This is a genomic window from Geothermobacter hydrogeniphilus, assembly GCF_002093115.1.
In the GTDB taxonomy this organism is placed as follows: Bacteria; Desulfobacterota; Desulfuromonadia; order Desulfuromonadales; family Geothermobacteraceae; genus Geothermobacter_A; species Geothermobacter_A hydrogeniphilus.
Window position 1 is genome coordinate 1 of record NZ_NAAD01000021.1, and the last position, 14,516, is coordinate 14,516.

Sequence of the window (14,516 nt, forward strand, 5' to 3'; positions counted from 1 at the left end):
ATGCAAGGCGCGCGAAGACTGAAACCGCAGGTGTAGCGGCAGCTACATCGAGGATTAAAGGCTGAGGGCAACGCCGCAGACGGGTGCGTATCGGCCGCCCTCGCAGCATGAGGTGTAGCGGCAGCTACTCCGCAGCGACTGAAGGCGCGAGCAACGTAGCAGATGTGCGGATATCGGCCGCCCTAGTAGTGAGTTTCTTCGTATTCGGGCACCAGCTCAAACCACTCCGGACTCCGCCGTGCCTGCTCCAGGGCCACCTCGGCCTGGGCGATGAGCCGTTGCCGATCCTTCGGGTAACTGCCCGCCAGGTTGAGGCTGTTGGAGACGTGGTTGGAGCGCAGGATGGTGCGTTGCGGGTTGAGGCGGCGGACAATGGCCAGCGCCTCTTCGAGAACCTGGCCGTTGCTAAGCTGGTTGATGCGCTCGAAATGGATGTCGTTGTGGCGGCGAAACATGGTCAGCAGGGAAAAATACTCCGGCGACAGGGCATTGATCCAGTCGGCGGTGGCGGCGGCATGTTCCGCCGAGCGCTCGGTCCCGGCCAGGCCGAGAATGGCGGTCACCGACAGCTTCATCCCGGCCTGCTGCGCCAGGCGGCAGAGTTCCAGCATCCGCGCGGCGGTGAATTTCTTGTTGATCAGCTCCAGGGTCGCGTCATCTCCACTTTCCAGCCCGAAATAGAGGATGCGCAGCTTCTTCGCGCGCAACTGCCGCAACTGGTCCACCGTCTTGGTGGTGAGGCTGTTGGGAGAGGCGTAGCAGGCGACCCGGGTCAGGGCGGGAAAATGTTCGGCCAGGGCGTCGAGAATCTGCAGCAGTCCGTCCTGCGGATAGACCAGGGCATCGCCGTCGGCGAGAAAGACCCGCTGGATCTGCGCCCGATGCGGCAGCGGGATGCTCCGCATCTCGGCCACCAGGTCTTCTACCGGACGGCAGTGAAAACGTTTCATCTTGTACATGCCGCAGAAGGTGCAGCCGTTCTGACTGCAGCCAATGGTGGCCTGCAGGATCAGCGAGCGGGCCTCCGACGGCGGTCTGAACACCGGTTCAACATAATCGAAATACCAGAGCATATTCTTTTCCCCTGCTGGTCATGCGTCTTTCCATCCTGACTCCTGGAGTCCAACAAAAGCCCCGTGTTAATCGGCCAGGCACCGGATCAACCGTTTCTCGGTAATAATCCAATCGACCGGGCAGTCATGGAGTTCAGGATACACATGTTCTTTAATCTGCAATTCAAAAGCCAGGCCGACCAGGGTTGCCTCCGGTTTCAGCCCCGGCAAAAAGCGGTCATAAAAACCACCGCCATATCCTAACCGATTCCCGGCAAGATCAAAAGCCACGCCGGGCACCGCGACGAAATCAATTTCCCGTGGCGAAACGGGACAAACCTTTTCTGCGGCCGGCTCGAGAATCCCGAAAGCCCCGGGATGCAGGTCCTGAGGATAGCGTTCAATTCGGGAGGGGACCATTTTACGCCCGACAACATCGGTGACCGGCACAACCACCCTTTTGCCAAAGTCCAGAGCCTGCCGAATCACATCTCCGGTAGCGACCTCATTACGGAAACTGATAAAAAACTTTACCGTCTCCGCCCGACAGAATTCGGGCATCTGCAACAGGCGTTCACAGACCGCCCTGCTGCGGGCGGCGACCTCGTGCGAATTCAACTCCATGCGCTCCCGCAGAACATTCTTGCGCAATTGCTTTTTCATAGAACCCATTCTGGAAACTATCCCGAATCCGTCTTCCATTCAACCCTGACCTGCGGCCCCAACTCTTCAGGTTTTTCGCCAGACGGTACGGATGGATTGAGGTCAGCCGGGATAGATGCGCGGAACGCGTGCAGTGAGTGTTGATACGATTTCATAATTGATGGTGTCAAGCAACGCTGCCAGTTCACCGACCGGAAGTTCCGCCGCCCCCTGACGACCGAAAACAACCACCTCATCTCCACACCTGACGCCGGGAACCGCACCGACATCAAGTACCGACTGATCCATACAGATCCGCCCGACCACCGGGACCCTGACGCCCTTTACCAGCATATTGACACGGGAGGAGAGCAGGCGGTTGAGACCGTCAGCATAACCGACACTGACGGTGGCAAGACGCGTGGATTGCATGGTTCGGTAACTTGAACCGTAGCTGACCGGAAAACCGGCCGGGACTTCCTTGATCTGGGAGATCCGTGTCTTGAACTGCATGGCGGGACGTAAATCGATGTCGGGCCGCCCCCGATCACTGGTGGGGGAGAGTCCGTAAAGCATGATTCCTGCCCGAACCAGATCGAGATGGGCATCAGGCAGGTCGAGGATGGCGGCACTGTTGGCGGCATGCCGCAGCGGAAAATGCAGACCATCTCGGGAAAGCATTTCCAGTAATTCCATAAACAACCGGAACTGCCAGTGGGCAAAAGTCTTGTCGCTGGCATCCGCGGAGGCGAAGTGGGTGTAGATACCCTCGAGTTCCAGGCCGGGCATCGCCGCCACGGCAAGGATCTCCCGCTGTATCCGGCGCTCCGGCCTGTCATCGAGAGCCAATGGGTCCCGATTAAAACCAAGCCTGCCCATGCCGGTGTCGACCTTGAGGTGTACCGACAGGGCACGACCCGCCTGCAGGGCGGCCGCAGAGAGAGTTTCAGCCATTGTCCGGGAAAAGATGGTGAAGGTCAGATCGTAGCCGATAAGGCGCTGGAGTTGGCCAGCGGGGACGCCACCAAACACCAGAATCGGAGCATCGATACCGGCCTCTCGCAGCGACAGCGCCTCATCCCCCCTGGCGACCGCCAGCCGGGTCGCCCCATGCTCGAGAGCCGTACGTGCCACTTGCAGCGCACCATGACCATAGCCGTCAGCCTTGACCACGGCCATGATTTCGGTTTGTGGGGCGACCAGGCGCCGGATTTCGCCGAGATTGTGGGCAATAGCCTGCAGATCGATTTCAGCCCAGACGGAATGTGCTTCCATGGCGCGGATCCTCTCAGACAGGAGCAGCCCGGAGCGGGAGAGAGGGTCCGCTCCGGGCTGCATGCAGCCACCTTGCGGGGAGGACCGCAGGGAGACAAAAGATGTTGTTGCCAAAGGATTACAGGTCGCCGTCAACCCTGACCCGCTCTGGCTCCCCTTCGCCACTGAAGTAGTTGCGAGTCTCCTTGATGATAACCGGCGAGAGCATAATCAGCGCTATCAGGTTGGGGAAGGCCATCAGGCCGTTGAAACAATCGGACAGGGCCCAGACCAGGTCCAGTTTGAGAAAGGCACCGACCGCGACAAATACCACCCAGAGAACGCGGTAGGGCTTGATCGCCATCTCGCCAAAGAGATACTCAATCGCCTTCTCACCATAGTAGGACCAGCCGATGATTGTTGAGTAGGCAAACAGGATCAGACCGATCGTGACCACCAGGCCGCCAAAACTGCCGAGGGCGGTATTGGAGTAAGCCGCGCTGGTCAACTCTGCACCGTTTTTACCACTGTCCCAGACCCCGGAGATGAGAATCACCAGGCCGGTCATGGTGCAGACAACCAGGGTATCGATGAATGTCTGGGTCATGGAAACCAACGCCTGGGTGACCGGATGCTTGGTCTTGGCGGCGGCAGCGGCAATCGGGGCACTGCCGAGACCGGACTCGTTGGAGAAGATGCCACGGGCGACCCCCATGCGGATGGCCAGCATGACGCCGGCGCCGGCAAATCCGCCGGAGGCGGCAGTCGCGGAGAAAGCCTTTTCGAATACCAGCGCCAGGGCGCCGGGAATCAGATCCATGTGCAGAATCAGGATGGCGATGGAACCGAGCATGTAGAAAACGATCATCAGCGGCACCAGTACGCCGGTGACCCGGCCGATACTTTTGATACCACCGATAAGCACGGCACCGGTGGCGATGGCGAGAATGATGCCGGTAATCGGACCCGGGATATGAAAGGTCGCTTCCACCGAGGCGGCGACCGAATTCGACTGAACCATGTTGCCGATGCCGAAGGCGGCAACCGCTGCGAACAGAGCGAAGGCACTGGCCAGCCATTTCCAACCAAGGCCATGCTCGATGTAATACATGGGGCCCCCGCACATGTTGCCCAACTCATCCTTGACCCGGTATTTGACCGCCAGTACCGCCTCGGCGTACTTGGTGGCCATGCCGACCAGTCCGGTCACCCACATCCAGAACAAAGCCCCGGGACCACCGATGGCGATGGCGGTGGCGACCCCGGCGATGTTGCCGGTTCCGACCGTTGCCGAGAGGGCGGTCATCAGTGCCTGAAAGTGAGAGATATCCCCCGGGCCGGCATCCTCTTCCTTCCGTTTAATCAGGCCGAGATAGAGGGAATGACCCAACTTGCTGAACTGAATGCCGCGCAGAGCGATGGTCAGGTAAAGACCGGTGCCGACCAGCAGGATAATCAGCGGCAGGCCCCAGACCCAGCCATCGATGAAATTGATAAAATTAATAACGCCTTCCATGCTCCACTCCTTTTGATGGTTTGCTTATCCGCAATGAAAATCGACTGACAGTCATCCTCAGCTTCAGGCGCAGGCCCGAGCAACGTCAGTGGAAATCAGCTCTTCGACGGGAAGGCAGTCAATCCCGAATGCTTCGGCGACCCCCTGGTAGACTACCTGACCGGCGACAATGTTGAGTCCTGCCCTGATGCCGTCATTGTCCCGGGCGGCCTGGTGCCAACCCTTGTCGGCAATTTCCACTGCGTAGGGAAGAGTGGCGTTGGTCAAGGCCACGGTGGACGTCAGAGGAACAGCGCCGGGCATGTTGGCAACGCAGTAGTGCAGCACTCCGTCAACCACAAAGGTCGGCTCGGTATGCGTGGTGGGCCGTGAGGTCTCAAAGCAGCCGCCCTGGTCGATGGCGACATCAACCAGAACCGCGCCCCGCTTCATGGTCGCCAGCATCTCCCGGGTGATCAGCTTCGGAGCCTTGGCTCCATGGACCAGCACCGCCCCGATCACAACATCCGCTTCCCGGGCGAGTTCGCGAATGACCGCCGGTGAAGACATCATTGGAAAGCAGTTTTTGGGCATCACTTCAGACAGGTGACGCAGGCGCTCAAGACTGGTATCGAGCAGGTAAACCTTGGCCCCGAGGCCACAGGCCATCTGCGCGGCATGGGTGCCGACCACACCACCGCCGATGACCAGCACCGTTGCCGGCTGCACTCCGGGAACACCACCGAGCAGAATGCCGCGGCCGCCCTGGGCACGCTCTACATACTTGGCCGCCTGCTGAGCAGCCATCCGCCCGGCAACCTCACTCATCGGCGTCAACAGCGGCAGACTGTTGTCCTTGCCGACAATGGTTTCATATGCGACCGCCACCGCTCCGGTTTCCATAAACGCCCGGGTCAACTGCTCCGAGGCGGCGAAGTGAAAATAGGTGAAAACGATCTGTCCGGTGCGAATCAGCGGGTACTCCGAGGGCTGCGGCTCCTTGACATGCATGACCATGTCGGCACGGGCATAAATCTCTTCGGCACTGGCAACAATCTCGGCGCCGGCATCCAGATAGGCATCATTACCGAAGCCGCTGCCGACCCCGGCGTCGGTCTCAACCAGCACCTCATGACCACGCCCCCGCATCACTTCGACACCGGCCGGGGTCATGCAGACCCGGTTTTCCTCAATCTTGATTTCTTTCAGAATTCCTACGATCATTTCCGCAACCTTTCTTTTCATCTCGTGAATGATTTAGCTGCCACCAGGCACTGTCACGCTAACGGTGTTTTATTCAGTCGGCGGAAAGAGCAAGGGGCTTGCCAAAGAGGTTGCGATGAATGGCTGAGGGTTCTGCGGCAAGGAGTAAAAAGGGAGACAAACCAGCGACATCACCTGAAAAGAACGTGGTTTTGGTGATTGAAAAAAAAGAAATTATTTTTTCCAATATCCCCAAACAGGCGGATCCGGAGCAGTGCAAAGCCGAGGGGCAACACAGCAACAGCGGCAGGAATGGCACGAAAACTTTCCACCAAGGAGAACGTATTTTTCCAACACTCCGGAATCACAAGGAAAACACCCGCCTGGAACGATCTGCTTCCAGCGGTTCGATTTCGTTCCACCGACCTCAGCGACGACCGTTGCCAGCACTTCTGCAACACTTAGAGGCGGTACTTCTTAAGTTTGTTGAGCAGGGTGGTATGGGAGATGCCCAGCAGCCTTGCAGCCTGCCGCTTGCTGCGGGTCTGCTGCAGGGTACGGGTCAGAATCTGTTGTTCGTAACGACTGACCAGGGTCGCCAGCGATCTCTCTTCCGGGCTGCCCGGCAACGACCGGGCGACATCCCCGGCAGGTCGATTAAAGTCGGCACCGAGAAAAATGGAGTCGGCCTCAATGGTCTCAGTGGGACTGAGGATCGCAGCCCGTTCGATCACATTTCTCAATTCACGGACATTACCGGGCCAGGAGTAGCTACAGAGCTTTTCCATGGCCTGCAGCGAGAGGTTGCGCAGGTTGCGACCGAGACGCGCATTGAGGTGAAAGAGGAAGGAATCGACCAGGGGGCGGATATCTTCCCGCCTCTCCCGCAACGGCGGGATATGGATAGGGAAGACACAGATCCGGTAGTAGAGATCTTCACGGAAGTTTTTTTCCTCCACCATCCGGCCGAGATCTCTGTTGGTGGCGGTAATAATGCGGACGTTGATCGGCAGTTCGCCGCTGCCGCCGACCCGGCGAACCTTTTTTTCCTGCAGGACGCGCAGCATTTTGGCCTGCAGCGACAGAGGCATCTCGGCAATTTCGTCGAGAAAGAGAGTGCCGTCTTTTGCGTTCTCAAACAGCCCCGCCTTCCCTTCCCGAAGCGCCCCCGAAAAAGCTCCGCCAACATATCCGAACAGCTCACTCTCCAGCAGCGCCTCCGGCAGGGCGGCACAATTGAGAGCGACAAAAGGCCCCCGACGACCGCTCTCGGTGTGAATGGCATTGGCAAAAAGCTCCTTGCCGGTACCGCTTTCACCGTGGATTGAAACCACCGCATCGGTATCGGCAATCTTCTGCGCAAACAGAATGGCCTTCATCAGCGCCGGACTTTCCCCGATCATATCACTGAAGCTGAACTCGGATGGCAGCGCCACCGCATTGGAGAGCTCCTTGACCTCCTGCATCTCCTTCATGATTTCTATGGCCCCGACAATGCGCTGCGAGGCATTGTAAATCGGCTTGCCGGTGGCCAGGTAGCGAAACCGGCCATGGTCGGCAATCAGGTTGCGCTTGCGATTGCTGAAGCTTTTCCCCTGCAGACATTCCAGCAGACTCTGATCCGCCAGATTCAATTCGCGAATCGTCTTGCCGGTGGCCGCTCGGGCGTCGCAACCGAGGATATTTTCGGCCACCTTATTGATAATCACCACCTTGCCCTGATCATCGACCCCCAGAATGCCGTTATTGATATTGTTCAACACCACCTGCAGCTGTTTTTCCCGCTTTTCCTGCGGCAGGGTCTGAATGCTGGATTTCTCCCTCAGCCCGGAAATGGTCTGCAGCTCTCGATTGAAGAGTTCCCAGTCAATGGACCGGGCGGTTTCCGCCTCAAGGTAGACGGTGGTGTGACGACCCTCCACCTCGACCTCCATGGAAACTATATTGACTGACTGCCGGGTCATGAGCGAAGCAATATCGGCAACAATTCCGACCCGATCGATGAAATTCAACTTTAACTTGACGCTTGTCGACATGACGCGACTCCTGTTTTGCAGCCAGGTGGCCGGCAAAAAAGGGGAGCATGCAGTCTCCCCGGGCCATTGTCAATGACCGGACCCCGACGCGAACTGTTTTTCACTATAATAACCCGGACATCATGGTCCCTGAAAAACCGCAGCCACCGATTCTGAAAAACGGAGGCAATACCGCTGCCAAGGCCTTGACGCCCTGTCGGCCGCTGATTTCCCACCTGCGGACCCGCTGCTGGCACACCCTTTGCTGTCTTGAACCATCAGCAAGCAACCCGGCCGCCTGCCGTCAGCAAACGTACACCCGATAATTTCATTAACCACCGGGAGCGGTTTTGATTTACCCTCGGACCGTACAGCTCGACTGAAAACAGCTCCCGTACCGAAAACCATGACCCGCAGACGATGAACCAACAGCTGATAATCCGCCACCTCGGTCTCCAGCCCTACCTGCCGGTCTGGCAACGCATGCAGTCCTTCACCAACGAACGAGAGGCCCCGACCTGCGACGAGATCTGGCTGCTGGAACACCCACCGGTTTTTACCCTGGGGCGGGCCGGCAAAACCGAGCATCTTCTCGCCCCCGGCACGATTCCCGTCGTCTCAGTCGACCGCGGCGGGCTGGTGACCTACCATGGCCCCGGCCAGCTGGTGGCCTACCTGATGATCGACCTGAAACGGCGGCGACTGACGGTCCGCACCCTGGTGACGGCCATCGAAAAGGCGCTCATCGCCTTGCTGGCCGACTATGGCGTGGCTGCCGACACCCGCCCCGGTGCCCCGGGGGTCTATGTCGGCACAGCCAAGATTGCCTCACTGGGACTGCGGATTCAACACGGCTGCAGCTTTCATGGTCTGGCGCTGAATCTCGACATGGACCTGGAACCCTTTGCCCGCATCAATCCCTGTGGCTACCAGGGGCTGCAGATGACCCAGCTCAAAGAACTGGTCGGCCCCGTCAAACAGTCGGAGGTCGCGGCGCGACTGGCTGAACAGCTCAGTAGAAAACTGGGGTACAACACTATCAGCAGTCGGCGGAACTGGGATTGATGAGCCACCGGGTCAGATCCCGCCGCGGCAATTCAATCACCGGGAGAGTACGACTCAAGACGTCGCCGCCAGGAGACAGAAAGCTTAGTCCATGAAGTCCAATCTCAAACTACAGCTCATCTTTACCGACCGGGTCGGAATCGCCGCCGATGTCGCCTCCCTGCTTTCCCGGCAGGGGGTCAACATCGCCTTCTTCGAGATGGATGTGCGCGCCGACCAGGCCATCATCTACCTCGACGCCGAGGGGTCACAGGACACCGACTGGGAATTTTTTCTCGACCAACTGCGAACCCTTGCCGACCTGAAGGAGGTGTCCACCATTGAAACTCTTCCCCAGGAAGAACGGGCCAAACGGCTGCAGGTGGCCCTCGACAGCATTGGCGACGGCATTCTCGGCATTGACAGCCAGGGAAATGTCGCCATCATCAACCGGGTGGCCAAACATATCCTCGGCTGTGACGGCCGCGAAGTGACCGGCACCAACATCAGAGAGCTGGATCAGGCCGATCAGCGCCTGGAAAAATGCCTGACGGGTGAATCCTTCACCAACGTCAAAAAAAACCTGATTGCCCCCGGGGGACGCTTTCAGTTTCTCGCCACCGGCAAACCGATCCGGGATGCCGCCGGGCGCATTGTCGGCGCGGTGGAAATAATGAAAGACATGGAAGAGTTGAAAGAACTCTCCACCGTCGTCGCGCCCTCCGGACAGTTCAGCTTCAGCGACATGATCGGGCGCAGTCCGGCCCTCACCGAGGCCATCACCTTCGCGCAGAAAATTGCCCGCACCGATGCGGTGGTGTCCATCTATGGTGAAAGCGGCACCGGCAAAGAACTCTTCGCCAGCGCCATTCATACCGAGAGCGGCCGCAACGGTCCCTTTGTGCCCATCAACTGCGCGGCACTGCCGGAGAACCTGCTCGAAAGCGAACTGTTCGGCTATGTCGGCGGAGCCTTTTCCGGAGCCCAGAAAGATGGCAAAGCCGGGCTCTTCGAAGTGGCCGGAAAAGGCACCCTGTTTCTCGACGAAATTGCCGAGATGCCCCTGCCGCTGCAGGCCAAGATGCTGCGCGTCCTGCAGGAGAAAAAGGTCCGTCGCATCGGCGGCAGCAAGGAGATTCCGGTCAACGCCCGCATCATCACCGCCACCAACAAAAATCTGGCGGAGATGGTGGAAAAAAAACTCTTCCGCGAAGACCTTTACTATCGCATCTGCGTCTTTCCGATCTACGCCCCGCCACTGCGGGAACGACAGGAAGATATCTCGCTTCTGGTCGAGCATTTCCTCTTCCACCTCAACTCGCGCCTGGAGAAGAACTGGCAGTCCCTGGCGCCTGAGGCGATGGAGAAACTGCTCCGCTATCCCTGGCCGGGCAATATCCGAGAGCTGAAAAACGTCATTGAAAGGGCCGCCATTCTGAGCGACTCCCCACGCATCGAAAGCGAATATATCCTGCTGGGGAAGGAGGTCGGGCGGGCGATTCAGGGCACCCCGGAAATCGATACCGGAGAATTGGCAACCACGCCCTTGCCGACCCTGATCGAGCGCTGGGAGAAACACTATATTTCCGCCGCCCTGAAACAGACCCGCAGCAAGCGTCAGGCAGCCCGTTTCCTCGGCATCACCCACACGGCCCTGATCAACCGACTGAAGAAATACGGCCCCGATCTGGATTGATATCGTTCCATTGGATCAATTTCGTTCCACTGGTCTGAATTCAACAAGAGTTTCAATAAGTTAAACCATTAACATGAAATAAGTGGAATGATATCGTTCCACCTGCAGCACCATCTCTCCCCGCCCCCGAAGCCAACTCCGCCCCTCCGCAACGTCCGGTGGAAAAAAATATCTCCTCCCCGGCGGTGTTGCAAAGTTGTTTCTTTTTCAGGCTTTAACGCTGTTTTATTTCTCCCGGACAATCCCTCACGGCTACGACTGAACGATATCCCCCCCGGCTTGGCAAAGGCCTTGCTCAAAGAGGCGCAGAACAGCAGCAAAGCAACGCCGAACCGCCACTGATATCGGTTCGAATGAATCAACAGGAGCAGAATGGTGCATGAGCAGAAATTTGATCTGATTGTTGTTGGCGGCGGCCCCGGCGGCTACGTCGCCGCCATCCGCGGCTCCCAACTGGGACTCAAAACCGCCCTTGTCGAAGCTGAGCATCTGGGCGGTATCTGCCTGAACTGGGGCTGCATCCCGACCAAGGCGCTGCTGCGTTCCGCCGAAGCCTTCCGGACCCTGAAAAACGCCCGCCGTTATGGTTTGAAAGCAGCTGATATCAGCGTCGACCTGAACGAAGTGGTCAAACGCTCACGCCGTATCGCCAGTCGGCTGCAGAAGGGCGTCGGTTTCCTGCTGAAAAAAAACGCCGTCACTCTCATCGAGGGAACCGGAACCATTGCTGCTCCCGGCCTGTTGCAGGTGGAAAAAGAGGGGCAGAGTCGCGAACTTCGCGGCCGTCACATCATCCTCGCCACCGGGGCCCGTCCGTTGCAACCGGGCGGGCTTGAGTCCGACGGCCAACAGGTCTGGACCTACAAAGAAGCCATGACCCCGGACCAGATTCCGCAGCGCCTGCTGGTGATCGGCGCCGGTGCCATCGGCCTTGAATTCGCCAGCTTTTACAATGACCTCGGCACCGAGGTCACCGTGGTTGAAGCCTTGTCACAGATTCTGCCGGCCGGCGACACGGAGATTTCAACCCTGCTGACCAGGGAACTGCAGCGCAAGGGAATCGCCATCCGCACCGACTGCCGTGTCCAGACCATCGACCGGCAACCCGATGCTGTCACGGTCGGCATCAACAGCCAAGGAGAAACTGAACAGTTCAGCTTCGACCGGGTCCTGCTGGCCATCGGCGTGGTTGGCAATGTTGAAAACCTGGGGCTTGAAAACACCAAGGTGCAGGTTGAAAGAGGTGTCATCAGGGTCAACCAGTGGTTGCAGACCGACGAACCGGGAATCTACGCCATCGGCGATGTCACCGGCGCTCCCTGCCTGGCTCACAAGGCCAGTCACGAGGGGGTCATCTGTGTCGAGAAGATCGCCGGAGTCAAAACCGTCCGTCCGCTGAAGAGAGAGCAGATCCCTTACTGCACCTACAGTCACCCCCAAGTCGCCAACGTCGGGCTGACCGAAGCCCAGGCCAGGGAACGCGGGCCTGTCCGGGTCGGCAAATTCCCTTTTACCGCCAACGGCAAGGCCATTGCTCTCGGCGAAACCGAGGGACTGATCAAAACCGTCTTCGATGCCGACAGCGGCAGACTGCTGGGTGCCCACATGATCGGCGCCGAGGTTACGGAAATGCTCCAGGGTTTCGGCATCGCCCTCAACCTCGAAGCCGGCGAGCAGGAATTGAGCCACACCATTTTCGCTCACCCGACCCTTTCCGAGATGATGCACGAATCAGTGCTCGCGGCTTTTGAAAAAGCGATTCACATCTGAGAACCACCCCTTACCAAGAGAGGAACCATGTTGAAAACAACTCCCCTGAACAAAATTCACCGGCAACTGGGCGCCCGTATGGTCGATTTCGGCGGCTGGGACATGCCGGTACAGTATTCCGGTGTCATAGCCGAACATCTTGCCGTCCGCACTGCTGCCGGCCTGTTCGATGTCTCCCACATGGGAGAAATCGAAGTACGAGGTGCCGACGCCCTCGCCTACATCCAGCAACTGACCACCAACGATGCCTCGAAACTGAGCGATGGTCAGGTTCAATACTCGGCCATGTGCTACAAAAACGGCGGCGTGGTCGATGACCTGACCCTCTACCGTTTTGCCGCCGACCATTACCTGTTCTGCGTCAACGCCTCCAACATCGAAAAAGACTTCGCATGGATGCAGGAGGTGCTGAACAACGGGGAATACACCGATGTCAGCCTGACCAACCGCAGCGATTCTTTTGCCCAGCTGGCGCTGCAGGGTCCGCGCGCCGACGCTATTCTGGCCAAGCTCACCGATACCGATCTCGAAGCCATTGAATACTACCGTTTTGCCGAAGGCGAGGTGGCGGGCGCCGCCACCATTATCTCCCGCACCGGCTACACCGGAGAGGCCGGCTTTGAACTCTATTTCGCCCCCGAACAGGCCGAAACCATCTGGCAGGCCCTGATGGAAGCAGGGGCTCCCGAGGGGCTGCTACCCATCGGCCTCGGTGCCCGCGACACCCTGCGACTGGAGAAGAAATACGCCCTCTACGGCCATGAACTCTCGTCCCAGATCACCCCCCTTGAGGGCGGAATCGCCTGGATTACCAAGCTCGACAAACCCTCCTTCATCGGCAAGGAACCGCTCTGCCAGATGAAAAATGCCGGTGTTCCCCGACGACTGGTCGGCCTGCGCATGACCGAGCCGGGCGTACCGCGGGAACACTACCCGGTCTTTATCGGCGACCAGGAGGTCGGCATCGTCACCAGCGGCACCATGTCTCCGTCACTGCGGGTCGGGATTGCCCTGGCGCTTATCTCCACCGGGCACCATAGCATCGGCACCGAGGTGAGCATCGGCATCCGCAATCGCCAGGTGGCCGCCGAAATCGTCAAAACCCCCTTTGTCTGAAAAACAACTTCAATCGCCTCCGACGACCGAAAACCACAGCAACCTTTTCAAGGAGAACAGACCATGGACATCCGCAACGAACTGAAATATTCCAAAGATCATGAATGGGTACGAATCGAAGACGGCATCGCCACCGTCGGCATCAGTGATTTCGCCCAGCAGGCTCTCGGTGATGTGGTTTTCGTCGAACTGCCGGAAATCGGCACCACCCTGAGCACCGGACAGACCTTCGGTGTGGTGGAATCGGTGAAAGCGGTCTCCGATATCTACGCCCCGGTAGCGGGTGAGGTGGTGAGCATCAACGAAGAACTTCCGGACACCCCTGACCAGATCAACAGCTCCCCCTACGAAGATGGCTGGCTGGTAAAAATCAAACTTGCCGACAGTCCCGCAGACGGCGAACTGATGGATGCCGAAGCCTATCGCGCCTGCATCGCCGAACAATAACGGTCGAAGGGAGAAGGGAGGAATCGATGCGGCACTATCACCGGCTACCACTCGCAGAAAAAGGCCAAAACATCGCCCGCTTTCTGCATCAGCGACACGCCCTGCTTCCCTTCTCCTGTCCCGAGGAAGCCCCCCTCGCCTTCGAGGTCCGCCGTTCGGTCATTCTGGATCATGGTTGCGCGGAGCGCAGTCAACACGGCGCCGCCCTGAACCCGGAAGAGTATATCCGCTGGTGCGAAGAATGGCACCGCCATCCCGGGTTCGACTGGGCTCTGATCCCCGATGCCGGCGATGAAGCCGACAACGATGCCCTGCTGCGGGCCTGGCCAAAGAAGATCTGCGGGGTCCCCATCTACCATCTGCATGAAGATCCGCAGCGTTTGCTGCGGCTCGCCGAGCAGTATCCGCTGGTGGCCCTGGGCAGCAACGCCCGGGCCTGGTCAACACCGGGAACCAGTGGCTGGTGGAGCCGCATGGCGGCTATTCTGGATATCATCTGTGACCAGGACGGCAGACCGCCGTGCAAACTGCACGGAACCGGGATGATGGCGCCCGACATCTTCACCGCCCTGCCGCTGGCCAGTGTCGACGGCAGCTGCGCGATGCAGAACCAGCAGCCGACGGCACGCTTCGGCAGCTACCGGGCGCTGGAACCGTCACAACGGGCGCAGGTGATAGCCGACCGCATCGAAGCCCACAACAGTGCCCCGGTCTGGCAGCGTCCCCGCAAACAACTGATGTATCCCGGGCCGCAGAAGATGGCCCTGTAACGGTACTGAACA

At 58.8% G+C, this 14,516-nt stretch carries 13 protein-coding genes; 6 read left to right on the plus strand and 7 right to left on the minus strand.

All coding sequences use genetic code 11. The features are described 5' to 3' along the window. Nucleotides 1-182 precede the first annotated feature (182 nt). The 7 genes from B5V00_RS13990 to B5V00_RS14015 form a co-directional block, all read right to left on the minus strand. Nucleotides 183-1,073 carry a radical SAM protein gene (locus B5V00_RS13990; RefSeq protein WP_085011439.1) on the minus strand — a complete coding sequence of 297 codons (891 nt, stop codon included), beginning with the start codon at nt 1,071-1,073 and terminating at the stop codon, nt 183-185. A 66-nt stretch (nt 1,074-1,139) separates the two neighbouring features. Then, complete coding sequence (locus tag B5V00_RS13995; protein WP_085011440.1) at nt 1,140-1,715, minus strand: 5-formyltetrahydrofolate cyclo-ligase; 576 nt, start codon at nt 1,713-1,715, stop codon at nt 1,140-1,142. Between the two features lie 102 nt (nt 1,716-1,817). Then, nucleotides 1,818-2,969 (minus strand): alanine racemase, encoded by a 1,152-nt coding sequence (gene alr, locus B5V00_RS14000; protein WP_085011441.1) that lies wholly within the window; start codon nt 2,967-2,969, stop codon nt 1,818-1,820. 118 nt (nt 2,970-3,087) lie between these two features. Then, nucleotides 3,088-4,464 carry an alanine/glycine:cation symporter family protein gene (locus tag B5V00_RS14005; RefSeq protein WP_085011442.1) on the minus strand — a complete coding sequence of 459 codons (1,377 nt, stop codon included), beginning with the start codon at nt 4,462-4,464 and terminating at the stop codon, nt 3,088-3,090. A gap of 63 nt (nt 4,465-4,527) precedes the next feature. Then, a complete protein-coding gene (gene ald, locus B5V00_RS14010) occupies nt 4,528-5,667 on the minus strand; it encodes an alanine dehydrogenase (protein ID WP_085011443.1) in 1,140 nt (379 codons plus the stop codon). A 73-nt stretch (nt 5,668-5,740) separates the two neighbouring features. Further along, a complete protein-coding gene (locus tag B5V00_RS17025) occupies nt 5,741-5,965 on the minus strand; it encodes a hypothetical protein (protein WP_139800788.1) in 225 nt (74 codons plus the stop codon). Between the two features lie 142 nt (nt 5,966-6,107). Then, nucleotides 6,108-7,682 carry a sigma-54 interaction domain-containing protein gene (locus B5V00_RS14015; RefSeq protein WP_085011444.1) on the minus strand — a complete coding sequence of 525 codons (1,575 nt, stop codon included), beginning with the start codon at nt 7,680-7,682 and terminating at the stop codon, nt 6,108-6,110. Nucleotides 7,683-8,081: 399 nt separating this feature from the next. Here B5V00_RS14015 and lipB point away from each other — a divergent pair, with 399 nt between their 5' ends. The 6 genes from lipB to B5V00_RS14045 all read left to right on the plus strand — a co-directional run bounded on the left by lipB (nt 8,082) and on the right by B5V00_RS14045 (nt 14,504). Further along, a complete protein-coding gene (lipB, locus tag B5V00_RS14020) occupies nt 8,082-8,726 on the plus strand; it encodes a lipoyl(octanoyl) transferase LipB (RefSeq protein ID WP_085011445.1) in 645 nt (214 codons plus the stop codon). 91 nt (nt 8,727-8,817) lie between these two features. Then, nucleotides 8,818-10,401, plus strand: coding sequence for a sigma 54-interacting transcriptional regulator (locus B5V00_RS14025; RefSeq protein ID WP_085011446.1), 1,584 nt, complete (start codon nt 8,818-8,820; stop codon nt 10,399-10,401). A gap of 375 nt (nt 10,402-10,776) precedes the next feature. Then, nucleotides 10,777-12,171, plus strand: a complete 1,395-nt coding sequence (gene lpdA / locus B5V00_RS14030; RefSeq protein ID WP_085011480.1) for a dihydrolipoyl dehydrogenase — start codon at nt 10,777-10,779, stop codon at nt 12,169-12,171. A 27-nt stretch (nt 12,172-12,198) separates the two neighbouring features. After that, nucleotides 12,199-13,287, plus strand: coding sequence for a glycine cleavage system aminomethyltransferase GcvT (gcvT, locus tag B5V00_RS14035; RefSeq protein WP_085011447.1), 1,089 nt, complete (start codon nt 12,199-12,201; stop codon nt 13,285-13,287). 63 nt (nt 13,288-13,350) lie between these two features. Continuing rightward, the gene (gene gcvH / locus B5V00_RS14040; RefSeq protein WP_085011448.1) at nt 13,351-13,734 is read left to right on the plus strand and encodes a glycine cleavage system protein GcvH; all 384 of its coding nucleotides are present in this window, start codon (nt 13,351-13,353) and stop codon (nt 13,732-13,734) included. A gap of 26 nt (nt 13,735-13,760) precedes the next feature. Then, complete coding sequence (locus B5V00_RS14045) at nt 13,761-14,504, plus strand: hypothetical protein (RefSeq protein ID WP_085011449.1); 744 nt, start codon at nt 13,761-13,763, stop codon at nt 14,502-14,504. The last annotated feature ends 12 nt before the right edge of the window (nt 14,505-14,516 follow it).